Here is a 25691-nt window from a genome sequence, read left to right as displayed (position 1 = left end):
CTCCTCCGTCCTGGCCGGGGTGCGGGGCGTGGTGCTCAGGCGTGGGCGTCGTCGTAGGCCAGGGCGCCGCCCAGTTCGCGGGATGCCTGGGCCTGGGCGAGGAGCTCCTTCGCCTTGGCTTCGGCGGCCTCGATGGCGTCGGCGCCGGCGACGAAACGCAGCAGCGGCTTCTCCTGCTGGGCGATGGTGAGCAGGGCGCGGGCGAGCTTGGCGGGGTCGCCGGGCTGCTGGCCGTTCATGCTCTTCATGCCCTCGATCCGGGGTGCGGTGCGCGGGGCGTAGTCGTCGATGGACAGCTCGGGCCAGTTGGTGGAGCCGTCCACGAGGAGTTCGGTGCGGAAGTAGCCGGGCTCCACGATCGTGGTGTGGATGTTGTACGGCTCGACGTCGTAGCGCAGGGACTCCATCCAGCCCTCTTCCGCGAACTTCGAGGCGGCGTAGGCGGAGGTGAACTCCATGCCGACCAGTCCTGCGGTCGAGGTGATGGTGATGACGTGGCCGGCGCGCTGCTTGCGCATGATCGGCAGGACGGCGCGGGTGACGTTCATCGGGCCGAAGAGGTTGGTCTCGAACTGCCGGCGCATCTGCGCGGGCGAGATCTCCTCGAAGTAGCCGGTGAAGAGGTTCCCGGCGTTGTTGATCAGGACGTCGATGCGGCCGAAGCGGTCGACGGCGGCCTGCGCGGCGGCCTCGGCGTCCTCCAGGCTGGTGACATCGAGCCTGGTGACCAGCAGGTTGTCCTGCGGCCCGCCCAGGGTCTTCTCGACCTCGTCGGGGCGGCGGCCGGTGGCGACGACCTGGTGACCGGCGGCGAGGGCCTCGCGGGCGATGTCCGTGCCGAGGCCACGTCCGGCACCGGTGACGAGAATGACCTTGCTCATGGGGGGGTTTCCTTTCAGGCGCCGTGCTCCGGCACCCGCTGCGTGCGGGGGTGATGACTGCAGCGCAGCCGGCGCCGCAGAGGGGGCTGGGGCCGGCGGCACGAGCGCCGTCTGCCTGGACGGTTCACACCGCCGTGGGCGGTGCGCCACCAACAAAACCGGCTGTCACGCGAGGGTGGGAGTCCCTGATGAGGGGGTCACTGACAGGGACCCCCAACCCGGCGGATGCGCTCGTAGAGTGAAGCGCATGGCAGGCAGAAACGACCCCAACGGCACCAACCGCGACATCCGCGATGATTTCCGTGCGGAGATCCGGGAATTCCTCGGCACGCGACGAGCCAAGGTCACCCCCGAGCAGGCCGGACTGCCCCTGTACGGCGGGGAACGCCGACGGGTCACCGGGCTGCGCCGGGAGGAGGTAGCCCTCCTCGCGGGCATCTCCAGCGAGTACTACACCCGGCTGGAGCGCGGCAACGCCACCGGCGTCTCCGAGAGCGTCATCGAGGGCATCGCGCAAGCACTGCAGCTCGACGAGGCCGAACGCATCCACCTGCTCGACCTTCTGCGCGGCGCCGGCACGACCCGCCCGCCACGCCGCCGCCCCGCCCAGCAGCGTGTCCGGCCCACGGTGCAGCGCGTCCTCGACTCAATGACCGGCACACCCGCGTTCATCCTCAGCGGACGCGGGGACATCCTGGCCGCCAACCACCTCGGACGCGCCCTGTTCTCACCCGTCTACGCCGACCCGGTACGGCCGCCGAACAACGCCCGTTTTGTCTTTCTCAGCCCGCACGCGACCGAGTTCTTCCGCCACTGGGACGAAGTCGCAGGCGACACGGTCGCCATGCTGCGCGCCGAGGCCGGCCGCGACCTCTACGACCGGCGGCTGACGGACCTGATCGGGGAGCTGTCCACCCGCAGCGAGGAATTCCGTCGCCGCTGGGCGGCCCACAATGTCCGCATGCACACCACCGGCGTGAAGCTCCTCCACCACCCGGTCGTCGGCGACCTCGACCTGCCCTTCGAAACCTTCCCGCTCCCCGACGGCCCCAGCCAGTTCCTCCTCACCTACACCGCCGAACCCCACTCACCCTCGCAGGACGCCCTGAACCTGCTGGCCAGCTGGGCCGCGCCCCACGACGACATCGAGCGGTCCGCGCCGGCCAACGACTCCCAGCCCGCCGACTCGGGCGAAACACCGGACTGAACGACAGGCCACGCGAGGCGACATGCCCGCCCGCGAACACGACAACTGACCGGCACCCCAGATGAGACGTTTCCGCAGTTCACAGGGGTGCATGGTGGGGCGGGTGGGACTCGAACCCACGGCCGACGGATTATGAGTCCATTGGGGATCTTGGCGGCCCTTGCCGATCAGCGTCCGTTCATGACGTTTTTGCTGGTCAGACGGGGCGCGCCATGTCTCCGCCCGTCAGTCTTTGGCGGTCCGTTCCTATCCTTGCGTCCCAACTGCGTCCCGACGCCGCCCCCGAACGGCCAGAGAGGCCGGACTGTCGGACGATTACGCGAGCTCAGAGTCGGGGCGAGAACCCGCCCGCAGCGGACCCCCCCCTTCCAACCGCGCGGAGGCTCTCCCCGGGTGCCGAGGCAGAGCCTCTATGACATTCGGGGAGCGGGGCAGTACGGCGACCAGGCGACCATCCCGAAAGGGACGACCTCCCGCCTCACCTGGAAGTTCGAACGCTGAAAGGAGCCCACCGGGAAGTCCCTGGCGCACCCCCCTTCTGACGCGCTCACTGCAAGGCCACGGATCCGAGAAACAGACCGCCCAGGGGTGCGCGAGTCGATATACAATCGATCATGTATATTGATATACGCCGCAATGTGCATGAGGAGGCCATCTTGAGCCGCACCGTGATCGACCTCGACGACGAGGCACTGGAAGAAGCCGCCAAGGAACTCGGCACCACCACCAAGCGCGACACCATCAACACCGCCCTGCGTGAGGTCACCGCCCGCTACCGGCGCCTGCGCGCACTCGAAGACGCCCGGCAACTGGTGACCGACGGAGCCCTGGACATCGACATTCTCCTGAACAAGAACCAGTACCGGCCGTGACCGTCGCCGACTACCTCATCGACACCTCCGCCCTCGCCCGCGTCGTGCTCCGCCAGACCACAACTGAGTGGGACGACAGGATCGGCGCCGGCCTCGTCGCGATCTGCGACATCACGGAACTCGAGGTCCTCTACTCCGCCCGCTCAACCGCGGACCGCGCGCGGCTGAAGGCTGCACTCGACGCCCACTACGTGTGGTGCCCCATGCCTGAGGGCATCTACCGCCGCTCCCGCATCGTCCAGGAACAACTGACCACCAAAGGGGAACACCGCAGTGCGGGCCCCGTCGATCTCCTGGTGGCCGCCGCCGCGGAAGAAGCAGGCCTCACCCTCCTCCACTTCGACCGCGACTTCGAAACCATTGCTCGCACGACGGGGCAGCCGGTCCACATGATCGATCTCAGGCAGTAGAGTCCGCGCGGCCGCACGGACGGGCGTCAAACCTCTCGCCGACCGCCCACCCGAGGCGGTATCACGGCGATTCCCCCACTGCCGGACGGCCCTCTTTCCGCGCCCTCGCACCCGCCCCGCGCGCTGAACCGCCTCGCCTACACCCAGTCCGGGGCATGGCACGCGCGGGTGAACTGCCGTCCCCACCCGCCGTGTTTCGTCGATCACTTGTCGGTGGTCGCGCCACCGAGCGCAACGCCGGGGTCGCACGTCAGGAGTACCGGCAGGCCACGGTCCCGGCTCAGCTGTCGACCGCTGTTGGTCACTGGTAGGACCGGTCGCGCTCGCCGCCATTCGTTGTCGATCGAGTCACCCATACGTGCATCTGTCCCGGAGGGTGACGCATCGGGGTCCTTGCCACGTGAACTGGTGGTCCAGGGTTCAGGATCCGGTGCGATAGCGGGTGAGCATGAGGGCGACGGCTTCGTCCACGATCGCGGGGTCGGTGGGGTCGGGCGGGACGAAGTCGGTCCGTACGAGTTGAGGCCACAGCAACTGGGCGCAGATCATGCCGAGGAACTGTTCGGCCACTGCGGATGCCGACTGCGCCTGCCCGTCGGCCGAACGGAAGTCGAGTGTGCCGGCCTGCGCTTCGGTTTCCAGGTAGTCGCGGAGCCGGTCGAAGAAGGGGCCGCGGTCGATGGCGAAGCCGGTGCCGACGATGTCGGCGAGTTCCGGCATCTGGGGAAGTTCGGTGATGATCAGGCGACACAGCGCGGCCGTGCCGGGCCGCGCGACCAGGCAGGCGTAGTCACGGCCGATGTGGTCCAGACCACACCGGGGATCACCGGGCGGCGGCGGTGCGGCGTACTCCACGTCCAGCTGCCATTGCTCGGAGGTGACGGCCGCGAACAGTGCGGCCTTGGTGGGGTACCGCTTGAAGAGGGTGCCGGTGGAGACGCGGGCCTGCTTGGCGATCTGGGCGAGGGAGGTCTTGTCGTATCCCCGGGCGAGGAAGAGGTCGCGGGCGGCGCGGATGATGCGCGCGCGGTTCTCCTCTTTGATCTGCGCGTGATATCCGGCCTGGCACACCATCGACGCCTGGAGGCGTTCGGTTACGGACGCGTCGCGCCGGAGCAGGCGGCCGACATCGGTCCGCATCCACCTGGGGCAAGGAGTGCCCTGGGGTCCGGTTCCCGCCCGGAGAACCCGTCGTCCAGCTGCCGCCGGCCTGGTAGGGGCCTCTTCCGACAGAGTCGGAAAACAGCACCCATCGCCTCCTCGGAAAGGACGTCGCGGGCGTCGGCCGGTCAGCCGCGTTGCCTGCGGGCACGCAGAGCGGCCCAGTGGCGCAGGCGCTCGGTGATCTGGGCTTCGTAGCCGTTGCGGGTGGGTTGGTAGTACGTCTCGCGGTCCGTGTCGTCGGGGAAGTAGTCGTCACCGGAGAAGCCGTCGGCTGTGTCCGGGTCGTACTGGTAGTCCTTGCCGTAGCCAAGGTCTTTCATCAGCCGGGTCGGCGCGTTGAGGATGTGGGCGGGTGGCATGAGTGAGCCAGTGCGCCGGGCTGATCGGTGTGCGGCGTTGAAGCCGCGGTAGACGGCGATGGACTTGGGGGCGGTGGCGAGGTAGACGACGGCCTGGGCGATCGCCAACTCGCCCTCGGGAGAGCCGAGTCGCTCGTACACGTCCCAGGCGGCGAGGGCCTGCTGGACGGCGTGCGGGTCGGCCATGCCGATGTCCTCGTTCGCGAAGCGGACCAGGCGGCGGGCGACGAACAGCGGGTCCTCGCCGCCGTCGAGCATGCGGGCGAGCCAGTACAGGGCCGCGTCCGGGTCGGAGCCGCGCATTGACTTGTGCAGCGCGGAGATCAGGTTGTAGTGGCCCTCCTGCGCCTTGTCGTACAGCGGGGCCCGCTGCTGGATGTGATGGGCGAGCCCGGCGGTTTCCAGGGTGGTTTCGGTGTCCGGGAGGGCTTGGAGCTGTTCGGCCATGTTGAGGAGGTAGCGGCCGTCGCCGTCCGCCATGGCTATCAGGGCGCGGCGGGCGTCCTCGTCCAGGGGCAGATGGTGGCCGGTGAGCTGCGCGGCGCGGTCGAGGAGCGTGGACAGTGCGGCTTCGTCGAGGCGCTTGAGGACGAGGACCTGGGTACGGGAGAGGAGGGAGCCGTTGAGTTCGAAGCTCGGGTTCTCCGTGGTGGCGCCGATCAGGGTGACGGTGCCGTCCTCGACGTAGGGCAGGAAGCTGTCCTGTTGGGCACGGTTGAAGCGGTGGATCTCGTCGACGAACAGCAGGGTGCCCTGGCCGATGCCGCGTCGGTTTCGTGCGGCGGCGAAGACCTTGCGCAGATCGGCGACGCCGGAGAAGGTGGCCGACACCGGCTCGAAGGCCAGGTTGGCAGCGTCGGCGAGGAGCCGGGCGATGGTCGTCTTCCCGACGCCGGGCGGGCCCCACAGGATGGCGGAGCCGAGGCGCTGCTGGGCGACCATGAGGCCCAGCGGGGCGTCCGGGGCCAGGAGATGGTCCTGCCCGACGACATCTTCCAGCCGGGTGGGGCGCAGGCGGTCGGCGAGGGGCCGGGCGGGCTCCTCGTCGAAGAGCTGCAGGGTCGGTTCCATTGGTCTCTCGGGTCGGAAGCGGACGGGGTGAGCCGTGCCCACTGGGCACTGGGCACTGGGCACTGGGCACTGGGCACTGGGCACTGACAGGTGTCGCTCAGCCGCTCGTGGGGAAGTTCGCGGCGCTCATCGGGCACTGGGGCGGTCGCGTCGCGGCAGCCGTTCGGCGACCAGGTCGTAGGAATCCTGGACCGCGTCGGTGATCAGCCGCTCGGTGATGCCGGGGCCCGGCCCCAGTGAGATCCAGTGGCGTTTGTCGAGGTAGCGGCCCGGTGTGATCGAGGCGTAGCCGCGTTCTTGCGCGCGGGCGTGTTCGGGTTCGCACTTGACCGTGATGATCTGTTCGTCCGGGTCGTCGGTGACGATCAGGAACACTTTCCCCGCGACTTTGTACACGTCGAGTCCCGGGGTGAAGGGGTGTCCGTGGCTGACCCCGGGGAGGGCCAGGGCCGCCCGGCGGGCGGTGCCCTGGAGCCGGTCACCGGCCGCGTTCACCGGGCCGCCCGCGTGCCGGTGCCGTAGGTGTGCGGGTCGACAGGCCGCTCGGCCTTGGGCAGGTGAGCGACGACGAGACGATAGGAGTCGGTGACGAGCTCCCTGACGAGCTCCTCGTCGACGCCTTCTCCGCTCTCCAGGGTGATCCAGTGCTTCTTGTTCATGTGGTAGCCGGGGGTGATGTGGCTGTACTGCTCCCGCAGGGCGTGGGCCTCTCCGGGGTCCGCCTTGAGGATCACGACGGGCCGCCCCGGGACGTCGGTCATCAGCATGAACACCTTGCCGCGCACCTTGTAGACCTCCCATTCGGGGCCGAAGGGGTGCTCCAGCCGGGCCCCGGGGAGTTCCTCCGCGCAGTCGGCGGCGGTCTTGTGCAAGGCCGATCCATTCATGGGTGGTGAGCCTCCTCAGGTGGTGACGGGCTGCGGCGTCGCAGAAGGCGCGGAGCGCGCCGCGCGGGCGCGCCGGCACGTCCCATCCTTCCGCCGCAGCCGGCCGGAAGGGCGGTAGGCTGCGGACACGTGATGGTCGACAAGCGACACCCCAGCCCGAGCGGAAACACGGCCGGGCCAGCTGCGGTTCCGCTGTACGGTTTCCAGCCCCCGGTCGGTACTCCCTACGGCCTTGAGGTGAGCACCGTCGAGGACTTCTTCACACAGCACGACGACTGGCCGTGGAACCCGCCCCGTCCGGGCCGTGCCACCTTCCACTACCTCATCGCGGTCACCGAGGGTGAGCTGCTCCACGACGTCGATCACGTCACGCGGACGGTCGCCGCCGGCCAGTGGCTGTGGGTGCGTCCGGGGCATGCGCAGTGCTGGCATCCGCCCGGCGCGGCCCGCGGCACGTTCATCCTGTTCGAACCGGATGTACTGCGGCCCGACCTCGCCCGTCTCCTGGCCCCGCTCACCGCGCACGAGGCCCCCGCCGTGCTCAGCCCGCATCCCGGCGACACCGCCTGGCTCCAGCAGACGGCACTGCAGCTCCTGGACGAACACCGCGCACTGGGGCGCCGCCCCCTCGACATCCACCACGCCCTGCGGCGCAGCCTGCTCGAATCACTGCTGCTGCGCCTGGCCGACTCCCCGGGCATCGCCCCCATCGGCACGGCCACCGCCGGCACCGGCACCGGCACCGGCACCGGCACCGGCCGAGCCGACAGGTACGGGCGCTTCCTGGACGTCCTGGAGCTGCACTTTCGCGAACTGCACCAGGCCGCGGACTACGCCGAGTTGCTCGGCTGCTCGGTCCGCACCCTCAGCCGCGCCGCCCAAGACGCCACCGGCAAGGGAGTACGTGAACTCATCGACGAGCGGCGCCTCCTCGAAGCCCGGCGGCTGCTGAGAGGCGCCCAATGGGATGCCCGGACCGTGGCCGTGCACCTCGGCTTCACCGATCCCGCGAACTTCGGCCGCTTCTTCCGCGACCGAACCGGCCTCACCCCGTCCGCCTTCGCGGCCGGCGAGGCCACGACCCTCCCCCCTCCTCTCCTTGGCTGACGAGATCTCGGTGGTTTCCGGCCGGCTCTCAGTCGATGGCCTCGATGGCGACGTCGACCGCGCCGTCGCACTTCTTGAGGGCATCGGCCCCCAAGTGGTCGATTTTCCCGAGGATCACGATGCCGGGGTCGGGGATGGACTCGCCGTCGTCGTCATAGAAGACGGCGATGTCGGGACCAGGTGACCAGTAGGCGATGTCGCCGATCTCGTAGCTGAACCGCGGCTCGCCTCCCACGGCGAGAGACCGGGACAGGTGACCGTACTTCTCCCGCTTGAACAGGTCGTCCATCCGCAGAGTCAGCGGAAGCAGCGAGGCGAAGTCGCGTGCCGTCGCGTTGTCGTCGAGGGTTGCGTTGAGGACGGTCGCTCCGGCGGTCAGTCGGATTCTCATAGGGGTCCCGCTCTCCGGGGTGCAGTTGCAGTAATCGTCAGGCCGACTCGGACACCGCGTTCATCGGGTACGAGCTTCACTTCGGCACGGACCGCGTGAAGGCAACTTCGACATCACCGAGATGGCAAGTCGATTCACTTACCATTCCCGGCCGCCGGGCCGGTTGACGATGATGACCCGCACGTCGCCTGTGCGGCGTCACCGGCTGCTGCCGACCGGCCCGTGCGGGCCGCGTGGAGGGGCGGTTCAGTCGGTGGTGAAGCTGGACAGCATCGCGGCCGGGAGGCGGCTGCCTGCCGAGCCGTGGGGAAGGATCTCGGCGATGCGGGCCAGATCGGCTGCGGAGAGCTGGACGTCGATGGCGCCGGCGTTCTCCTCGAGGCGCTTGGTGCTGCGGGTGCCGGGAATGGGCGCGACGTCCTCGCCCTGGGCGAGCAGCCAGGCCAGCGCGAGCTGGGCGACGGTGATACCCGCGGTGTCGGCCAGGTCCTTGAGCTGCTCGGTGGCGTGCAGGTTGTACGTGTAGTTCTCGCCCTGCCAACGCTCGTCCCAGCTGCGCATGTCGTCCGCGGGGTATTCGCCGGCGGGCTTGACCTGGCCGGTGAGGAAGCCGCGACCGAGCGGGGAGTAGGGCACCAGGCCGACGCCGAGTTCCCGCAGAACGGGAAGGATCTCCTCCTCGACCTCCCGCTCGAAGAGCGAGTACTCGTACTGGAGCACGGAGACCGGGGTGACGGCGTGGGCGCGGCGGATGTACTGGGGGCCGACGTTGCTCAGGCCGAAGTACTTCACCTTGCCTTCGATGATCAGTTCGCCGACCACGCCGGCGACCTCCTCGACCGGAACGTCCGGGTCGGAGATGTGCTGGTAGAAGAGGTCGATGCGGTCGCTCTGCAGGTAGCGCAGGCTGCTCTCGGCGACCTTGCGGATGTTTTCCGGGCGGCTGTTGAAGCCGGGGCTGAGCGCCGGGGCGGTCATGTCGAAGCCGAACTTCGTCGCGAGGACCACCTCGTCGCGGAAGTCTTTGACCGCCTTGCCCAGGAGGATCTCGTTGCTGCCGGTACCGGCGCCGTACAGCTCGGCGGTGTCGAAGAAGTCGATCCCGAGTTCGTGGGCGCGGCGGATGGTCGCGATGCCCTCGTCGTCGTTCGAGGCGCCGTAGGCCATGGACATGCCCATGGTCCCCAGGCCGAGCGCCGAGACGCGCAGGCCCTGAGAGCCCAGATTGCGGTGCTGCATGAGTTCACTCCCTCAGTGGTTCGCCGGCTTGACCCCGCAGAGGCCAAACCGAACTGTTCCGTTTGACCCTACGCGCCGATCAGCCGGATGCCAAACCAAACGGTTCGGTGCTCTATCCTGGGCCCATGTCCCAGTCCCGCGACTCCGGCCAGACCGCAGCTCCCGCCGCCGCCGACACCACGCGCGAGCGCATCCTTGCCGCTGCCATGGAGGAGTTCGCCCGCCACGGCATCGCCGGCGCCCGCGTGGACCGCATCGCCAAGCTCGCCAAGACCAGCAAAGAACGCGTCTACGCCTACTTCCGCAGCAAAGACGCGCTCTATGCCGCTGTCGCTGCACGGGAGTATGTCGTCATCGCCGAGGCCACCCAGATAGACCCGACCGACCTCCCTGGCTACGCGGGCCGCCTGTTCGACTACTTCGTCGCCCGTCCAGACCACCACCGCCTGATCACCTGGGGCCGCCTCGAGCTGCCGGGCACCGCTCCCGGTGCCGACGATCCCACCCAGGCAGCGATCACCCGCAAAATCGGCCTGCTCCGCCAGGTGCAGCAGGCCGGACAGCTCGACCCCGCCTGGGACCCGGCCGACGTCCTCGCCCTGGTCAACCAGATCGCCACGACCTGGGCGTCACAACCCGAACTCAGCGAGGCCGCCGCCGCACACGCCGTGGACCCCGCCACCGCCGCCCGCCGCGCCGCGGTGGTGACCGCCGTCGAGCGGCTTTTCCCTCGAGCACGCTGAGGTCGCCCGGACCGGCGGCAGCCTGCTCGAACATTACCGAAACGGTGCCGGCCGCCGTTGCCGCTGCCCATGGGCGCATCCTGCTGACGAATCAGAGCTCCTGGCCAGGGGAACAGGTGCCTGGTGGGGCAGGCACGGGTGCCCCTTGCGCCTCACGCGGTGTCAGGATTCCGTGCTCACCGGCGCTTACGTTGTCGGCCCTCGCGCATCGGGAGTGGTTGGTTGTCGTTTCTCGGTTGCCCGGGTCTCAGTCGTCCAGGACGACGACGTGCTTGCCCGGCGTGGTGCCGGACTCGACGTCGGCCTGGGCTTCACGGACCTGTTCCAGGCCGTGGTAGACCTTCGCGACCGGGACGTTGAGGCGTCCTGCGGCGATGGCCTGGAGCTGGTGGGCGAAGACGTCGGCCGGGAGGTCGGCTGCCTGACCGCCATAGGACGTCAGCCGCACCCCGCCCGGGATCATGAACGGGCTGAAATCGGGGATCGTCCACTGGCCCGCCAGGGCTCCGGTGAAGCAGACAGTGCCGTGCCGGCGAACGGTGCGGAGGGTGTCGGCGAGGACCGAGCAGCCCACCAGCTCCAGTACGGCGTCGACACCCTCCGGCATCAGCTCGCGCACCTGGTCGGCGATCGTGCCGCTGTCGACGAGGGGATGGTCGACGCCCGCGGCCCGCAGTTCCCCGGCCCGACCGGGGCTGCGGGTGGTGGACAGCACGGTGGCTCCGAGGTCCTTCGCGATCGTGGCCGCGCTCAGCCCGACCGTGGAGGTGCCGCCGCGGATCAGCAGCTTCTGCCCGGCCTTGAGGTCCAGGCCGGTGGTCAGCGATCCGTAGGCGGTCTGGAACATCTCCGGCAGCGCACCGACGACCTCCCACGGCAGACCGGACTCGAACGGGATGACCTGCCCGGCTGGGACGCTCACGTACTGGGCGTACGTGCCGTCGTAGGAGCGGCCCATGCCGCCCATCATCGTGGCCACCTGCTGTCCTGGCCGCAGCCCGCTGTCCTCATCGGCCTCATCGACCACGCCGACGCCCTCGATGCCGGGCACACGCGGGTAGCTGACCTCCGCATCCGACTCGCCCTTGCGGGTGGTGACCTCGGACTCGTTGACGCCGAACGCCTTCACCCTGATCCGCACCCAGCCGGGCTTGCGTACAGGCACCGGCACATCCTGGATCTCCAGTACGTCGAGGCCGCCGGGCCGGGTGACGACGACGGCCCGCATCGTGGCTGGTGCGGCCTCGCCGACTGCTATCGGTTGGCTCATGTCGGGCTCCTTACTCTGTTCGCCCCCGTGGTGCGCTGTTGGGTATCGCCCGATGCCCGTCAGGGGCGGTCGATGCCCTCCCACAGCTCGAGGGCCTGCTGATAGTGGGTGGTGGCCTCGAAGGGAGGGTTGCCGACGCTTTCCGAGGTGGGCCGGTTCGTGACGGCGGGCCACAGCCGGGGCTGCTCGCCGGTGGCGAAGTCGAGCACGATGTCGCGGATACGCTTGTCACGCTCGGCCTGTTCTGCGCTGCGGCCCGGCCGCTCCTGGCCGACCAGCGCGTACATCTCGGTGCCGTGCACGGCGGGCGCGCCCTCGGCGGGCCCGATCATCAGGAGATAGGCGTTGCCGCCCGCCGCCGCGTGCGCCAGGGCGCCGCGGGCCGCGGGGAGCCCGAAGATGTAATCCGACAGGAGCGCGGCACGGACCTCGGCAGGGGTGCGGCCGCCCTGGTCGTAGGCGTCGACGATCCTCTTGGCGCGGGAGCGGGGGATGCGCCACCCGGCGACCTCGTCGACGATGCGGTCGACGGTGTGCGGGTCGAACCGGTCGAGGTCGTTCGCCACCCACCAGCCCATGTCGTCACTGGCCATGCTCAGCAGCACGTCGACATCACGGTGTGCGCCCGAGGCAAGTTCGTCCATGGGGTGGGCGTGCAGCACCGCGCCGGGCTGTCCGGCGTCTAGGACGACCCCGAGGCTCTTGCTGTCCATCCCGCCACGGACTCCGAGGTCCGTCGGGGTGACCTTGTGCAGGGCGGCCACCAGGGAGGCCGTATCAAGGTCGAGCAGCTTCTCCGGGTTGTCCGCGACGCCGAGCTCGGTGACGAACCGGTGGGCGAGTTCCTCGGCCCACCAGGCCGGCTGGAGACGCGAGGGCCCGGCGGAGAAGCCGGCCAATCGCCGGTACAGGCCGCCTGCGGAGGCGGCGCCGAGCAGCCCGAAGGTGGCATAGGCGCCGCCGCTGTGGCCGTAGACGGTGACGTTGTCGGGGTCGCCACCGAAGTGGGCGATGTTCTGCTTGATCCAGGTCAGCGCGGCGATGACGTCCTGCAGACAGAGGTTGCTGGCTTCGGCGAGCCGCCCGCCGTACTGGGAGAGCGAGAGCGCGCCCAGCGCGCCGAGCCGGTAGTTGACCGACACGCCCACCACGCGCCCCGTCGCGGCGAGGCCGGAGGCGTTGGAGGTGATCTGGGTGTTCGCGCCGTACTCGAATCCGCCGCCGTGGATGTACACGGTCACCGGGAGCGCCTTGTCGGCCGGCTGCTCAGGGGCCCACACGTTCAGGTTCAGGCAGTCCTCGCCCATCCCGCTGTCCGCTTCGAGCCAGTCGCCGCTGTCGGGCTGGACAGAGACGACGCCCTTGCGGTCATAGGGTCGGTCTGGATCGAAGTCCGCGACCACGGGGCGGCGGTATCGCTCAGCGGTGGCGTATGGGATCCCCCACCAGGACCGCACCCCTGGTGCAGTCGGAGCCTTGGGAGCGGTAGCGGTCATGGCACGTCCTTCCAGCGCGGTTCGGGTGTCCGCGCGGTGCTTCGGCGGCTGGTTGCTCGCGGTGACGTCTCTCATCGTTTCCCGGGATCCGACAAAACGCCTGGCGGGTGGCGGTCACCCGGTGGTCATCAGGTGACACTTCGGCAACAAGATCTCGGTGCAGGACATGAGCTTCTCCTACATGGCCGACGCCGGATCGTCGGCGAACGGGGCCAGCCTGACCTCCCGCAAGAGGTCGGTCTCTTCTTCTTGATCCGGCGTCTTCGCGCGAACAGCGCCCGCTGCGGTGAGAGCTGTACTCCCTGCCACCGAGCCCGTAGGGGTGCGGTGTTGCGGCTGCTGAGGCGGTCGAGGGAGATGCGCAGGAGGCGGCGCTCCTGGCCCGGATAGCTGTCACCGGTCGTCAGGGCGGCCTGGCTCAGGGAGCCGCTGAACAGAACCAGACCTCGGCGGTGAGATCGGGGCACAGCAGGCCGTCGTTCGTCACGAGCCTCGCCCGGCTCGCGATCGCGGTCGGCCGACGTCCTCCCGTCCAAATCCCGCGGTTCCCAGACCCTGGCAGAGACGGTGGCCGAGCTCGTCCAGCGAGCCCGCGCCGAGACACCCGAGAAGGCGGCCCGCGCCGGTGACCGGGTCGTGATGAGCATCCCGCCGGCTCCCTACCGGGAGCTTTCCCGCCGCCGCCCTGTCGGGCAAGGTCGTGCTCGACATCGGAGCGTCCGTGACGCGCCGTACGACGAACCCGAGGACGGCCGCGTCGGCCTCGTCGAGCCACGCCACGTCGTCGGCGATCAGCAGCAGCACGCGCTCGGCGGCCACAGAGCTTGATCACGTCCCTACCGCCGACGACTTCGCCGGCTATCGCACGGTTGCGCCGCCCGGGCTGCTTTCCCCTCACAGCCGCACCTCCGTGATGTTCCGCGACGCTGCGGCCATGAAGCCCGACATCGTGATGGAGGGAGGCAACCTCCTCGTCGACGCAGACGTGACGCGGGTCGACGGGCATGACGCGCTATCTCTTACCACCACTGCCCGCTCGCACCACGGTCAGCTGCTCACCACCATCGACGCCACAAGCGCAGCGACGGCGCAGGCTGCCCGTCTCGCAGCTCTCGCCTACGCCCGCTATCCGAACCTGCGGGCAGAGACCGTCCGCGGCTTGCTGGTGCATGAAGCTCAGTGGACCGACGCAATGATCAACGGTGTCTACAACCGCAACGGCCGCCGCAAGATCGCTGCGGGCCAGCTCGCCCGCACCGTGCTGCGACGCTACGGCTGGGGTGTGCCCAGCCAGGAGCGGGTGTTGTCCGGTACCGCGAGCGCCGTCACCATGATCATTCAAGGCTCGTTGAAGCCTTTCGCCCGTGACGGCAAGTCGGTGCGCCTCGGCGAGCTGAAACTGCACGAACTGCCTTGGCCGCGTGAACAATTGCTGGACCTGGACGCCGAGGCATCCGGCCCTTCGATGCTGACAGGAACTGGCTCGTCGGTCCCACGAATCGCGACCGAGGGTGCCTGCATGCCGACATCTGGAGAGGCACTGCCCGGGAGCTGGCCGACTGCGGCGTCCTTGCCGTCTATCCCGCCGGTGGCTGGTGGAAGTACAACAACAGCTCCGACCGCGTCGGCAGGAGCGTCACCTACGGCCTGATGGTCTCTCTGACCACGCCTGAAGTCAGCGCCGACCTGTACACCCCAACAGCTGTCCAGCTCGGTGTCCCCGTCCCTGCTGAACTGCAACCCACGACAGACACAGCCATCCCCCTCGATGCACGCCTGTTCTGATGATCACAGAACGACGAGACAGGAATACAGGCCAACGCCGCGCCGACTGAGCGCATCCATGTACTGCGAGACCAGGTCCCGCACCTGGGCGTAGGTCAGTCGCCGGTCGCCCGCGACGAACGCCTCCGACGAGCTGTGCCGCGTCAGCGACTGGACGATGAGGTCGCTCGGCGTCGCACCGGCCGAGGCCGCCGATGCCGGAGAGGAGCTCTGGGTGATGGCGGAGGGAGTCACCCTTCCAGCGTGGGCTCCCACACCATTGGGCTGCCACCGATGTTCCGCCAGGCACTACGGCTACCCGCCAACCTCTCACCCATGGGAGCTGCGGGAGGACCGAGCCGACGAGCGATAGCCCCCCGGTGTCTGACCGACCAGCTCGGTGAAGGCGTCGATGAAGCTGCTGGGGTTCGACCAGCCCAGCCGGATCGCCGTGTCGGTGACCGAGGTGCCGTCGCTGAGCTCGATCAGCGCCCGTTGAATGCGCAGCAGGGTGCGCCACTGACGGAAGCTCATCGACAGCTCGCTGCCGAACAGTCGGCTCAGGGTGCGTTCGCTGGCACCCGTGCGGTGGCCCAGCTCGGCCAGGGTCGCCGGGCTTGCTGGGTCCATGTGAAGCAGGTCGGTGACCGCCTTGAGACGCCGGTCGATCGGCTCCGGGAGGCGCAGCGGCTCCTGTGCGGCGCGGGCGAGCTCGGCGAGTACGACGTCGATCAGCAGCCGCGCACGGGGGCTCTCCAGCGGCTCGCCCTCGCTCATCAGCGCCAGATAGGCCTCGCGCAGCAACGCGCTCGCCACGAAGACCGACGGCTCGGCCGGCAGCTGTCCGGTCAGCGTCACGGGCAGCGACAGCACCCGGATGTCCGTCTCGCCGTACGCCTTGCTGCTGTGCACCGCGAAGGGCGGCACCCACATGATCCGACTGGCCGGCGCCACCCAGGTGCCCACCTGGGTCGCTGTGACCAGGGCCCCACGCGCGGCGTAGCGGAGCTGGCCGTAGTCGTGGAAGTGCGCGGCCACGTCGGCGCCGTGGGCCAGCGGCGCCGACAACGGCGCATCGTCGGTGCAGAAGCTCGGCTCGCCGCTGGAGTCGGACACGCCATCGAGGCTACCCGCCACTGGCGGGTTATCGGAAGAACCTGGCGTGATACCGGTGGTGCGCCTGGCGCCGCAGACCGCACCGTAGAGACATGTCACAAAAGATCAAGGTCGAGGCCGCTAGTGAAGGGTGGCAGCGATGAGCACACAGACGACTGGCACGATCGCAGTCTTCGGCGCGACAGGGCAACAGGGCGGGGCGGTGGTCGACGCGCTGCTGGACCACAGGGCCACGGTGCGGGCCCTGGTCCGCAACCCGCAATCCGACCGGGCTCAGGCGCTGGCCGCCCGCGGCGTCGAGCTGGCGGCCATCCGGACCGACGACCCGGCGTCGCTGGCCGCCGCGCTGACGGCGGTCGAGGCGTTCTACTTCATGACCCCGGAAGCGAACAACCTCGAAGAGGTCGAGACGGAGATCCGCATCGGCACCGCGCTCGTCGACGCGGCGGTCGCGGCACGCGTCCCGCACGTCGTGTTCAACTCGGTCTTCGGCGCGGACCGGGAGCGGGGAGTGCCGCACCATGACTCGAAGCACTCGATCGAGGAGCACCTGAGGAAGTCCGGCCTCAGGGCCGCGATGGTTCGCCCGACCCCCTTCATGGAGGAGATGGCACCGAGCCTGGAGCACGGAGAGATCGTGCTGAGGCTGCCGCTGCCGGAGGACGTCGCCCTGAAGATGATCTCGGTCAGGGACGTCGGCCGGGTCGCCGCCGCGCTCCTGCTCGACACCGCGGAGGCACCCGGCGGAGCCGTCGAGCTCGTCGGCGACGAGCTGACGGGCCCACAGATCGCCGCGGCGTTCGGTGCGCGCGCCGGGCTCCCGGCACGTTACGAGGCCCTCCCGTTGAGCGTGCTTCCCAGCGACCTCGACAGGGCGATGTTCCGCCAGTTCGCGACGGCGGCGGAACACCCGTCGGATCTTGCGGTGGTGCGGGCGATCGAGCCGGCCACCCTCGACCTGGCCGAGTGGATCCGATCCACCGGCTGGACCGCGCCCACAAACGTGGCTGGTTCCTGAGCCTCCGAGCCGGAACTAGTCGAAGTGCCGGTGCGGCCGCCACCGGTCCCGGCCAAGTTGATCTTCCACCTAGAGCGACGAGCACTGGAGCAGGACATGAAGGCGATCACCTACACCGAGTTCGGCGGCCCGGAAGTCCTCCGCCTCGAAGAGGTCGACGAGCCGCACGCCGGACCCGGGCAGGTGCGGCTGAAGGTCGTGGCGGCAGGGGTCAACCCGCTCGACTCCAAGATCCGCAACGGGTGGAGGCCGCAAATCGCCCCGCCGTTCCCGGTGATCCCCGGCGTGGAGGCGGCCGGCGTCGTCGACGAGGTCGGCGAAGGCGTGACCGGCGTCGCGGTGGGTGACGAGGTCCTGGGCTGGACCGTCACCGGCGCATACGCCGAGCACGCGCTGGCCGTCGACTTCGGCCCGAAGCCCGCGGACCTCGACTGGGACCTCGCCGCGGCACTGCCCGTCGCCGTCGAGACCTCGGTCCGCGTGCTCGACGCCCTCGGCGTCGGGGAAGGCGACACGCTCCTGCTGCACGGAGCCGCGGGTGTGGCCGGCGCCGTCGGTGTTCAGCTCGCGGTCACCCGCGGCACCACGGTCATTGGCACCGCCTCCCCCGGCAACCACGACTACCTGCGCTCGCTGGGCGCGATCCCGGTCGCCTACGGCGCCGGCCTGGCCGACCGGGTCCGCAAGGCCGCACCGCAGGGCATCGACGCCGTGTACGACGCCGCGGGGGCAGGCGACCTGGAGGTGTCGATCGACCTGCGCGGCGGCACCGACCGGATCATCACCATCGCCGATCTGAAGGCCGCCGAGCTGGGCGTCACCTTCTCCGGCCCCGGCGCCCCGTTCGGTTCCCGCCTCGGCGAGTACGCCCGCCTCGCAGCCGACGGCAAGCTCACGGTGCGCATCGCGCAGAGCCTTCTGCTGGAGGACGCCGCGAAGGCGCAGGAGCTGAGCGCGAGCGGTCACGCCGCCGGGAAGCTCGTCCTGCGGCCGTAGCTCAGCGCCCGGCCGGCTGGGGAGGCACGACGGCAGCGCACCGGCCAGTCGCCACGGTCCTGGCGAACCCGGCCAGCTCGTCCGCCTCCACCGGTCCTGCCTGCCGCACGGCCTCGAACAGGACACGCCGCCCGCTGTAGTGCTCCTCCACGTGCGCGACCAACGCCGGTAGCAGCGGCTGGCGTTGCCTGACCCGGTCGGCGTGCGTTCGTTGATCCGGCGCCGCCGCGCCCCGAACCCCCGCAGGTCCGCCGGCGGGATCGGACACGGCGCGGCCCAGCGCGCCCACCGCTGGGGTTCCTCCAATGCCCAGCTCTGGATGTCCATGTAGAACGCGCGGACCGCCAGCAGCATGCCGGTACCGCCGTCGACCCGTGGTTTGCCGTCCTTGCGCAGCCGGATGGCCTCGCGCCACTGGTCGTAGACTTCCTGCGGCAGGTTCAGGTCCTGTTGGCCGCGGATTACGAGTGGGCGGTTCGTGATTCTTTGAGGGGTTCTGGCGTCGCCTGATGGTGCGAGCTACCAGGGCAATGAGGGGCCGACAAGGGCGGCGCCGGGGCCGCGTTCGAGGTGGTGATGACCGGCCTGCGCCACCAGCAGACGTCTTCCATGGCATGGCACCGCTCGCCGGCCTTCAACCTCCGGTTCATCGCGTCTGCGGCGTCCGGCAAACAGCCGATGATCACGGCCTCCCCCGGGCCCGGCGCCAACATCCGCACCACGCCGCTGAGCGACGGCGGCATGACAGCCGCATGGCTCAGCAGACAGGCCGGGCTGTTTTCTGTTCGGACAGTTTCCGCCCTGGCGCGCACCAGTTCCTCACGCCCTGCTCCGACGCGATCGAGCTCCCCAGAGTTGAGTCCGAACCCGGTCAGCACGGAGCTCCTCGGGCGGCCGGCCAGAGCCCACGGGGACTGGTCAGCAGACCTCACCGAAACCCTGCGTCCCCAACACGTCCCCAAAATCACGAAAACGAAGCCGAGGAGACGCTGCCAGCTCGTGACGTTGCTGAGGCACAAGTCCTGATCATCAGCATTGCCGCAGGTCAGCGCGACGTCTGCCCGGCGAGGGAGCAAGATCCTCACCCCGCTCCGAACTCGCGAGCAGCGGATTCAGTCCGTTGAGCGGTAGTTGACGCTCCGACACCTCACGAGGAACGTTTCCGCAGGTCAGAAGCCTGCCAAGGTGGGGCGGGTGGGACTCGAACCCACGGCCGACGGATTATGAGTCCGCTGCTCTAACCGGCTGAGCTACCGCCCCATAGCGGCGTGTCGCGTACATGTGTGCGCGCCGTCTGCCGCAGCATAGCCGCTCATACGATCTCACGCTCCGGCTGGTCGACCTTGCACGGCCATGGGGACAACGCCCCTGGCCTGCACGGTTCCGCCGACATGAAAAAGGACCCCCACGGGGTCCTCGTTCACGATGCTCCCCCGACTGGACTCGAACCAGTAACCTGCCGGTTAACAGCCGGCTGCTCTGCCAATTGAGCTACAGGGGATCGAAGCTCCCCCGACTGGACTCGAACCAGTAACCTGCCGGTTAACAGCCGGCTGCTCTGCCAATTGAGCTACAGGGGAATGCCTCGTTTGCATCGAACGTGCCTACCTGGGTATTCGCCAGAGGGCGCTCGCTCGCTGCGACACATACATTAGCGCAAGCAGGGGGGTGCTCCGCCAATCGGTTCCCCCCGGCGCCGATGTCGTGCCAGGGACTACGCAAGGAGAGGGTGGCCACCATGCGCTACAGGCTCACGTTCGTCGTCGGGCTGGCTCTGGGTTACGTACTGGGCACGCGTGCCGGACGCGAGCGGTACGAGCAGTTGAAGAAGTCCGCACGGCAGGTCGCACAGAACCCCGCCGTGCGCAACACCGCCGAGACCGCCGCCCATCAGGGCCGTCAGTACGCGGGCAAGGCGTACCACGCGGTCAGCGACAAGGTCGGCGACCGGGTGCCCGAGTCGGTCGCGGGCCGGGTGCGGTCCCTGCGCGACCGCAACACCAACGGCACGGCCGGGGACGACTGGGGCACCAGCAACACCTAGCGACGCCTGCGCGGCGCCGGGGACGGCCATTCCGAGGACGCGGGGGTGTGACATCTGCGGCTCCGGTGCGAGGGCTCGACCAGCGACAATGCCTCGCGCCGGGCCGGGCGGGGACACCCCTGTGGTCTCCGCGGCCCAACCCGAGCGGCGCGTGCGGCAGAATTTTCGTTATGGGGATAGTCGCCGGGTTGGACAGTTCACCCGATTTCACTCGTATCGTCGTCTGCGACGCGGACACCGGAGCCGTGCTCCGGCAGGGGTATGCGCCGCATCCGATGGAAGGCGCCGAGAGTGCGGGAGGACGGCCCTCCGATGTCGATCCGCAGGCCTGGCTGCTGTCCCTGGGCGAGGCCGCGGGCGGCGGGCTGCTCGAGGGTGTGCAGGCCATCGGCGTCTCCTCGCAGCAGAACGCCGTCGTGCCGCTGGACTCGCAGGGCAACACCGTGCGGCCTGCGATGGTCGGCGGGGACAAGCGGGCGCAGGTCGCCGCGGCCGATCTGATCGACGCGGTCGGCGGGCGCGAGGCATGGGCGCAGGCCGTGGGATGCGTTCCGCAGGCCGCCCAGCCGGTGACCAAGCTGCGCTGGCTGGCGAAGAACGAGCCGGAAGCCGCCGCCCGGACCACCGTGCTGCTCCAGGCCCACGACTGGCTGGTGTGGCAGCTCCTCGGGCGGCCCGTGCGCAGGACCACCGACCGCGGCGGGGCTTCCGGGACCGGGTACTGGTCCGCCGCCACCGGCGGATATCGGCCAGATCTCGTCGAGCTGGCGCTCGGCCACCAGGCCATGCTTCCCGAGGTGATCGGACCGTCCGACGCGGCCGGTACGACGCCGGAGGGGCTGCTGATCTCCGCCGGGACCGGCGAGACCATGGCCGCGGCCCTGGGACTGGGCATCGGACACGGAGACGCGGTCGTGTCCCTCGGCGCCTCCGGGTCCGTGATGGCCGTGCACCACGAGGCGCTCGTCGACCAGAGCGGGATGATCACCTCCCTGGCCGACGCGACGGGCATGCACCTCCCCGTCGTCACCACCCTGAACGCCGTACGGACCCTGCGCGGTGCCGCCGAGCTGATCGGGGCGCCCGATCTGGAGGCGCTGTCGGACCTGGCGATGAAGTCGACGCCCGGGTCGCACGGGCTGGTCATGCTGCCCTACCTGGAGGGCGAGCGGACGCCGAACCTGCCGCACACGGCCGGGACGCTGGCGGGCCTGCGCCGCGAGTCGATGAAGCCCGAGCACTTCGCGCGGGCCGCCTTCGAGGGCATGCTGTGCGGGCTCGCCGACGCGCTCGACGTGCTGCGCGGCCGGGGCGTGGAGGTGCGGCGGATCTTCCTGCTCGGGGCGGCCGCCGAGCTGTCGGCCGTGCAGGCGGCCGCACCCGCGCTGTTCGGGGCGCAGGTCGTCGTACCGCAGCCGGCGGACTACGCGGCGATCGGGGCGGCCAGGCAGGCCGCGTGGGCGCTCGGGGTGTCGCAGGGCACCCTCGATCCGCGGACCCCACCGGCGTGGCAGGGGGCGGCGGCGCAGGTCCTGGACCCGGGCGAGGAGCGGGCCGTCGGACAGGCCGTCCGGCAGCAGTACGTGTCGGTGCGGGAGCAGACGCACCCCGGCGCCTTCCGCGCATAGGCACGCCCCAGAGGGCGGATCAGGGACGAACCGGAGCGGGCGGAACCGGCCAGGGCGAAGGGGGGACGGAGACGCCGTACAGGGACAGAGGCAGCGTACGGGGACGGAGACGACACACAGGGGCACAGTCGGGCCACGGAGGGCGTATCCGATGTTCTGGGCACACCCGGTATATGGGCATACATCGGGCGTTCTGGGCGTATCCGATGTACAGGCACGCATCGGGTGTACACACACGGCCGTAAAAGCACTGCTGTGAGCTTAATCAGTTGAGGTAACGCGGGTGGAGTGTCCGACGATAGGGGCCAGGGGCAACCAATGCCTCTCCCCGCCGACTTCGAGAGACGTAGCGTGCTCATACGACTACTGCGGACCTATCTCAGGCCCTACAAGAAACCCATCGCGCTGCTGGTGGCGCTCCAGTTCCTCCAGACCTGCGCCACCCTCTACCTGCCCACGCTGAACGCGCACATCATCGACCAGGGCGTCGTCGAGGGGGACACCGGCTACATCCTGTCCTTCGGCGGCGTGATGATCGGCATCTCGCTGGCGCAGGTCGTGTGCAACATCGGCGCCGTGTACTACGGCGCCCGAACCGCCTCGGCGCTCGGGCGGGATCTGCGGAAGGCCGTCTTCGACCGGGTGCAGTCCTTCTCCGCCCGCGAGGTCGGCCACTTCGGCGCGCCCTCGCTGATCACCCGGACGACGAACGACGTCCAGCAGATCCAGATGCTGGCCCTGATGACGTTCACGCTGATGGTGTCGGCGCCCATCATGTGCGTGGGCGGGGTCGTGCTGGCGCTCGGCCTGGACGTGCCGCTGTCCGCGGTGCTCATCGCCGTGGTGCCGACCCTGGGCATCTGCGTGACGCTCATCGTCCGTCGGCTGCGGCCGCTGTTCCGGTCGATGCAGGCGAAGCTGGACACCGTGAACCGGGTGCTGCGTGAGCAGATCACCGGCAACCGGGTCATCCGCGCCTTCGTCCGGGACGAATTCGAGCAGCAGCGGTTCCGCAAGGCCAACGCCGACCTCACCGACGTCTCGCTGAAGAGCGGCAACCTGCTCGCGCTGATGTTCCCGGTGGTCATGACCACGGTGAACCTGTCGTCGATCGCCGTGGTGTGGTTCGGCGCCCACCGGATCGACAGCGGTGGGATGCAGATCGGCGATCTGACCGCCTTCCTCGCCTACCTCATGCAGATCGTCATGTCCGTGATGATGGCCACCTTCATGTTCATGATGGTGCCGCGCGCGGAGGTGTGCGCCGAGCGCATCCAGGAGGTGCTGGACACCTCGTCCTCCGTGGTTCCGCCGGTGGCGCCCGTCACCGAGCTGCGGCGGCACGGGCATCTGGAGATCCGGGAGGCCGGATTCCGCTACCCCGGCGCCGAGGAGCCCGTCCTCAGGTCCATCGACCTCGTGGCGCGGCCGGGTGAGACGACGGCCGTGATCGGCTCGACCGGCAGCGGCAAGTCCACGCTGCTCGGGCTCGTGTCCCGGCTGATCGACGCCACCGAGGGCGAGGTGCTCGTCGACGGGGTGGCCGTCGCCGAGGTCGACCCGGTGCTGCTGGCGAAGACCGTCGGTCTCGTGCCGCAGAGGCCGTACCTGTTCGCTGGCACGGTCGCCACCAACCTGCGTTACGGCAATCCGGACGCCACCGACGAGGAGCTGTGGCACGCGCTGGAGGTGGCGCAGGCCAAGGACTTCGTGAGCAAGCTGGAGAACGGGCTCGACTCCCCCATCGCGCAGGGCGGGACGAACGTCTCCGGTGGTCAGCGGCAGCGGCTGGCGATCGCCCGTACGCTCGTGCAGCGGCCGGAGATCTATCTCTTCGACGACTCCTTCTCGGCCCTCGACTACGCCACGGACGCGGCCCTGCGGGCGGCGCTCGGGCGGGAGACCGCCGAGGCGACCGTGGTGATCGTCGCCCAGCGGGTGGCCACCATCCGCGACGCCGACCGGATCATCGTCCTGGACGAGGGCCTGGTCGTGGGCGCGGGCACCCACCGCGAGTTGATGGCGGACAACGAGACCTACCGGGAGATCGTGCTCTCCCAGCTCACGGAAGCGGAGGCTGCCTGATGGCCGGGCCCATGGGGCGCATGATGGCCGGCACCGGTCCCGAGAACCGCTCGCTGGACTTCAAGGTGTCCGGCAGGCGGCTGCTCGCCCAGTTCAAGCCGGAGCGGTTCACCCTGTACGGGATGCTGTTCTGCGTCGTACTGAGCGTCGGCCTCAACGTGGTCGGTCCGAAGATCCTCGGCAAGGCCACCGACCTGGTCTTCGCGGGCATCGTCGGACGGCAGATGCCGGCCGGGGAGAGCAAGGAGCAGGTCCTCGACTCGATGCGGGAGCACGGCGAGGGAAGCGTCGCCGACATGCTCCGGAGCACCGACTTCACCCCCGGCAAGGGCATCGACTTCGGCTCGGTCGGCGACGTCCTGCTGTTCGCGCTCGGAGTGTTCCTGGTCGCCGGTCTGCTGATGGCGGTGGCGACACGGCTGGTCAACAAGACCGTCAACCGCACGATGTTCCGGATGCGCGAGGACGTGCAGACGAAGCTGTCCCGGCTGCCGCTGTCGTACTTCGACAAGCGCCAGCGCGGCGAGGTGCTGTCCCGCGCCACCAACGACATCGACAACATCGGGCAGACGCTCCAGCAGTCGATGGGCCAGCTGATCAACTCGCTGCTGACCGTCATCGGCGTGCTGGCGGTGATGTTCTGGGTGTCGTGGATCCTGGCCCTGGTCGCGCTCGTCACCGTGCCACTGTCGGCGGTCGTCGCCACGCGCGTGGGCAAGCGGTCGCAGCCGCACTTCGTGCAGCAGTGGCGCTCCACCGGCAAGCTCAACGCCCACATCGAGGAGATGTACACCGGCCACACGCTGGTGAAGGTGTTCGGCCGCCAGGAGGAGTCGGCGCAGCAGTTCGCCGAGCAGAACGACGCGCTGTACGAGGCCGGCTTCAGGGCGCAGTTCAACAGCGGGGTCATGCAGCCGCTGATGATGTTCGTGTCGAACCTCAACTACGTGCTGGTCGCGGTGGTCGGCGGGCTGCGCGTCGCGTCGGGTTCCCTGTCCATCGGTGACGTCCAGGCGTTCATCCAGTACTCGCGCCAGTTCTCGATGCCGCTGACGCAGCTCGCGTCGATGGCGAACCTGGTGCAGTCGGGCGTCGCCTCGGCCGAGCGGGTCTTCGAACTCCTGGACGCGGAGGAGCAGGAGGCGGACCCGGTGGCGGCCGAGCGGCCCACGGAGCTGCGCGGGCTGGTGGCGCTGGAGGGCGTGTCCTTCCGGTACGACCCGCAGACGCCGCTGATCGAGGACCTGTCCCTGACGGTGGAGCCCGGGCACACGGTCGCCATCGTCGGCCCGACGGGCGCCGGCAAGACGACCCTCGTGAACCTGCTCATGCGGTTCTACGACGTCTCCGGCGGGCGCATCACCCTCGACGGCGTCGACATAGCGAAGATGTCCCGCGACGAACTGCGCGCCGGCATCGGCATGGTGCTCCAGGACACCTGGCTGTTCGGCGGCACCATCGCGGAGAACATCGCGTACGGGGCGTCGCGGGAGGTCACCCGGGGCGAGATCGAGGAGGCGGCACGGGCGGCGCACGCCGACCGGTTCGTCCGTACCCTCCCCGACGGCTACGACTCGGTGATCGACGACGAGGGCAGCGGGGTCAGCGCCGGTGAGAAGCAGCTGATCACCATCGCGCGGGCCTTCCTGTCCGACCCGACGATCCTGGTGCTCGACGAGGCCACCAGTTCCGTCGACACCCGGACCGAGGTGCTGATCCAGAAGGCGATGGCGAAGCTGGCGCACGGGCGTACGTCGTTCGTCATCGCGCACCGGCTGTCGACCATCCGGGACGCCGACACGATCCTGGTGATGGAGAACGGCTCGATCGTGGAGCAGGGCGCGCACACCGACCTGCTCGCGGCCGACGGGGCCTACGCGCGCCTGTACAAGGCGCAGTTCGCGGAGGCACTGGCCGAGGTCGACTGACGGGACGACGGTATC

23 protein-coding genes and 3 tRNA genes are annotated in these 25691 nt (G+C 69.5%); 12 read left to right on the top strand and 14 right to left on the bottom strand.

The genetic code is table 11. From position 1 onward, the window contains the following. Positions 1-35: 35 nt before the first annotated feature. Positions 36-881, bottom strand: a complete 846-nt coding sequence (locus ACIPFH_RS03010) for an SDR family oxidoreductase (RefSeq protein WP_109001505.1) — start codon at positions 879-881, stop codon at positions 36-38. A gap of 247 nt (positions 882-1128) precedes the next feature. On the opposite strand from ACIPFH_RS03010, the gene ACIPFH_RS03005 reads away from it, so the two are divergent. The 3 genes from ACIPFH_RS03005 (at position 1129) to ACIPFH_RS02995 (ending at position 3370) form a co-directional block, all read left to right on the top strand. Further along, positions 1129-2088 carry a helix-turn-helix domain-containing protein gene (locus ACIPFH_RS03005; protein ID WP_401822446.1) on the top strand — a complete coding sequence of 320 codons (960 nt, stop codon included), beginning with the start codon at positions 1129-1131 and terminating at the stop codon, positions 2086-2088. A gap of 656 nt (positions 2089-2744) precedes the next feature. Continuing rightward, positions 2745-2960, top strand: a complete 216-nt coding sequence (locus ACIPFH_RS03000) for a type II toxin-antitoxin system VapB family antitoxin (RefSeq protein ID WP_031047790.1) — start codon at positions 2745-2747, stop codon at positions 2958-2960. Then, the gene (locus ACIPFH_RS02995) at positions 2957-3370 is read left to right on the top strand and encodes a PIN domain nuclease (RefSeq protein ID WP_401822444.1); all 414 of its coding nucleotides are present in this window, start codon (positions 2957-2959) and stop codon (positions 3368-3370) included. Before ACIPFH_RS03000 ends, ACIPFH_RS02995 begins: the two co-directional genes overlap by 4 nt. 420 nt (positions 3371-3790) lie before the next feature. Here the strand turns inward: ACIPFH_RS02995 and ACIPFH_RS02990 are convergent, their stop codons facing one another. The 4 genes from ACIPFH_RS02990 to ACIPFH_RS02975 form a co-directional block, all read right to left on the bottom strand. Then, positions 3791-4510: a TetR/AcrR family transcriptional regulator gene (locus ACIPFH_RS02990; RefSeq protein WP_401822442.1), complete on the bottom strand. Its 720-nt coding sequence runs from the start codon at positions 4508-4510 to the stop codon at positions 3791-3793. A 149-nt stretch (positions 4511-4659) separates the two neighbouring features. Beyond that, entirely contained in the window at positions 4660-5964 is a 1305-nt protein-coding gene (locus tag ACIPFH_RS02985; RefSeq protein ID WP_397682077.1) for a replication-associated recombination protein A, read from the bottom strand. 126 nt (positions 5965-6090) lie between these two features. Next, complete coding sequence (locus tag ACIPFH_RS02980; protein WP_401822439.1) at positions 6091-6459, bottom strand: MmcQ/YjbR family DNA-binding protein; 369 nt, start codon at positions 6457-6459, stop codon at positions 6091-6093. Continuing rightward, the gene (locus ACIPFH_RS02975) at positions 6456-6851 is read right to left on the bottom strand and encodes an MmcQ/YjbR family DNA-binding protein (RefSeq protein WP_401822437.1); all 396 of its coding nucleotides are present in this window, start codon (positions 6849-6851) and stop codon (positions 6456-6458) included. Before ACIPFH_RS02975 ends, ACIPFH_RS02980 begins: the two co-directional genes overlap by 4 nt. Before the next feature lie 237 nt (positions 6852-7088). Between ACIPFH_RS02975 and ACIPFH_RS02970 the strand changes: the two genes are divergently transcribed. Continuing rightward, positions 7089-7958: a helix-turn-helix domain-containing protein gene (locus tag ACIPFH_RS02970; protein ID WP_401822434.1), complete on the top strand. Its 870-nt coding sequence runs from the start codon at positions 7089-7091 to the stop codon at positions 7956-7958. Positions 7959-7986: 28 nt separating this feature from the next. Here the strand turns inward: ACIPFH_RS02970 and ACIPFH_RS02965 are convergent, their stop codons facing one another. Both ACIPFH_RS02965 and ACIPFH_RS02960 read right to left on the bottom strand, forming a co-directional pair. Continuing rightward, positions 7987-8349: a cyclophilin-like fold protein gene (locus ACIPFH_RS02965; protein WP_401822432.1), complete on the bottom strand. Its 363-nt coding sequence runs from the start codon at positions 8347-8349 to the stop codon at positions 7987-7989. 246 nt (positions 8350-8595) lie between these two features. After that, positions 8596-9588 (bottom strand): aldo/keto reductase, encoded by a 993-nt coding sequence (locus ACIPFH_RS02960; RefSeq protein WP_401822430.1) that lies wholly within the window; start codon positions 9586-9588, stop codon positions 8596-8598. A 125-nt stretch (positions 9589-9713) separates the two neighbouring features. Here ACIPFH_RS02960 and ACIPFH_RS02955 point away from each other — a divergent pair, with 125 nt between their 5' ends. Next, the gene (locus tag ACIPFH_RS02955) at positions 9714-10331 is read left to right on the top strand and encodes a TetR family transcriptional regulator (protein ID WP_401822429.1); all 618 of its coding nucleotides are present in this window, start codon (positions 9714-9716) and stop codon (positions 10329-10331) included. A gap of 247 nt (positions 10332-10578) precedes the next feature. Here the strand turns inward: ACIPFH_RS02955 and ACIPFH_RS02950 are convergent, their stop codons facing one another. Further along, positions 10579-11601, bottom strand: a complete 1023-nt coding sequence (locus ACIPFH_RS02950) for an alcohol dehydrogenase catalytic domain-containing protein (protein ID WP_401822426.1) — start codon at positions 11599-11601, stop codon at positions 10579-10581. 59 nt (positions 11602-11660) lie between these two features. Next, positions 11661-13097, bottom strand: a complete 1437-nt coding sequence (locus ACIPFH_RS02945; protein ID WP_401822423.1) for a carboxylesterase family protein — start codon at positions 13095-13097, stop codon at positions 11661-11663. A gap of 721 nt (positions 13098-13818) precedes the next feature. Between ACIPFH_RS02945 and ACIPFH_RS02940 the strand changes: the two genes are divergently transcribed. After that, complete coding sequence (locus ACIPFH_RS02940; RefSeq protein ID WP_401822421.1) at positions 13819-14748, top strand: S8 family serine peptidase; 930 nt, start codon at positions 13819-13821, stop codon at positions 14746-14748. Positions 14749-14885: 137 nt separating this feature from the next. Here ACIPFH_RS02940 and ACIPFH_RS02935 read toward each other — a convergent pair whose 3' ends face one another. Further along, a complete protein-coding gene (locus ACIPFH_RS02935; protein WP_401822418.1) occupies positions 14886-15116 on the bottom strand; it encodes a hypothetical protein in 231 nt (76 codons plus the stop codon). 75 nt (positions 15117-15191) lie between these two features. Further along, the gene (locus ACIPFH_RS02930) at positions 15192-15977 is read right to left on the bottom strand and encodes an AraC family transcriptional regulator (protein WP_401822416.1); all 786 of its coding nucleotides are present in this window, start codon (positions 15975-15977) and stop codon (positions 15192-15194) included. A 139-nt stretch (positions 15978-16116) separates the two neighbouring features. Between ACIPFH_RS02930 and ACIPFH_RS02925 the strand changes: the two genes are divergently transcribed. Both ACIPFH_RS02925 and ACIPFH_RS02920 read left to right on the top strand, forming a co-directional pair. Beyond that, positions 16117-16995: an NmrA/HSCARG family protein gene (locus ACIPFH_RS02925; protein WP_401822414.1), complete on the top strand. Its 879-nt coding sequence runs from the start codon at positions 16117-16119 to the stop codon at positions 16993-16995. A 96-nt stretch (positions 16996-17091) separates the two neighbouring features. Beyond that, a complete protein-coding gene (locus tag ACIPFH_RS02920) occupies positions 17092-17991 on the top strand; it encodes an NADP-dependent oxidoreductase (RefSeq protein WP_398659635.1) in 900 nt (299 codons plus the stop codon). Positions 17992-19177: 1186 nt separating this feature from the next. Here the strand turns inward: ACIPFH_RS02920 and ACIPFH_RS02915 are convergent. From ACIPFH_RS02915 to ACIPFH_RS02905, 3 genes are all read right to left on the bottom strand, one after another. Next, positions 19178-19251, bottom strand: a tRNA-Ile gene (locus ACIPFH_RS02915). A gap of 168 nt (positions 19252-19419) precedes the next feature. Beyond that, positions 19420-19492, bottom strand: a tRNA-Asn gene (locus ACIPFH_RS02910). A 6-nt stretch (positions 19493-19498) separates the two neighbouring features. Beyond that, positions 19499-19571: transfer RNA gene (locus ACIPFH_RS02905), tRNA-Asn, on the bottom strand. Positions 19572-19729: 158 nt separating this feature from the next. Here ACIPFH_RS02905 and ACIPFH_RS02900 point away from each other — a divergent pair. From ACIPFH_RS02900 to ACIPFH_RS02885, 4 genes are all read left to right on the top strand, one after another. Next, entirely contained in the window at positions 19730-20035 is a 306-nt protein-coding gene (locus tag ACIPFH_RS02900; protein WP_401822411.1) for a YtxH domain-containing protein, read from the top strand. A 170-nt stretch (positions 20036-20205) separates the two neighbouring features. Continuing rightward, positions 20206-21663: an FGGY-family carbohydrate kinase gene (locus ACIPFH_RS02895; RefSeq protein ID WP_401822408.1), complete on the top strand. Its 1458-nt coding sequence runs from the start codon at positions 20206-20208 to the stop codon at positions 21661-21663. Positions 21664-22014: 351 nt separating this feature from the next. Beyond that, the gene (locus ACIPFH_RS02890; protein WP_401823715.1) at positions 22015-23748 is read left to right on the top strand and encodes an ABC transporter ATP-binding protein; all 1734 of its coding nucleotides are present in this window, start codon (positions 22015-22017) and stop codon (positions 23746-23748) included. Then, complete coding sequence (locus ACIPFH_RS02885) at positions 23748-25676, top strand: ABC transporter ATP-binding protein (protein ID WP_401822405.1); 1929 nt, start codon at positions 23748-23750, stop codon at positions 25674-25676. The genes ACIPFH_RS02890 and ACIPFH_RS02885 overlap by 1 nt, the downstream gene beginning before the upstream one ends. Positions 25677-25691: the final 15 nt, after the last annotated feature.

Source organism: Streptomyces sp. NPDC088157, from assembly GCF_044741545.1.
Lineage (GTDB): Bacteria > Actinomycetota > Actinomycetes > Streptomycetales > Streptomycetaceae > Streptomyces.
The sequence above is the reverse complement of the archived record's forward strand: the minus strand, read 5'-3'. Positions and strand labels throughout refer to the sequence as shown.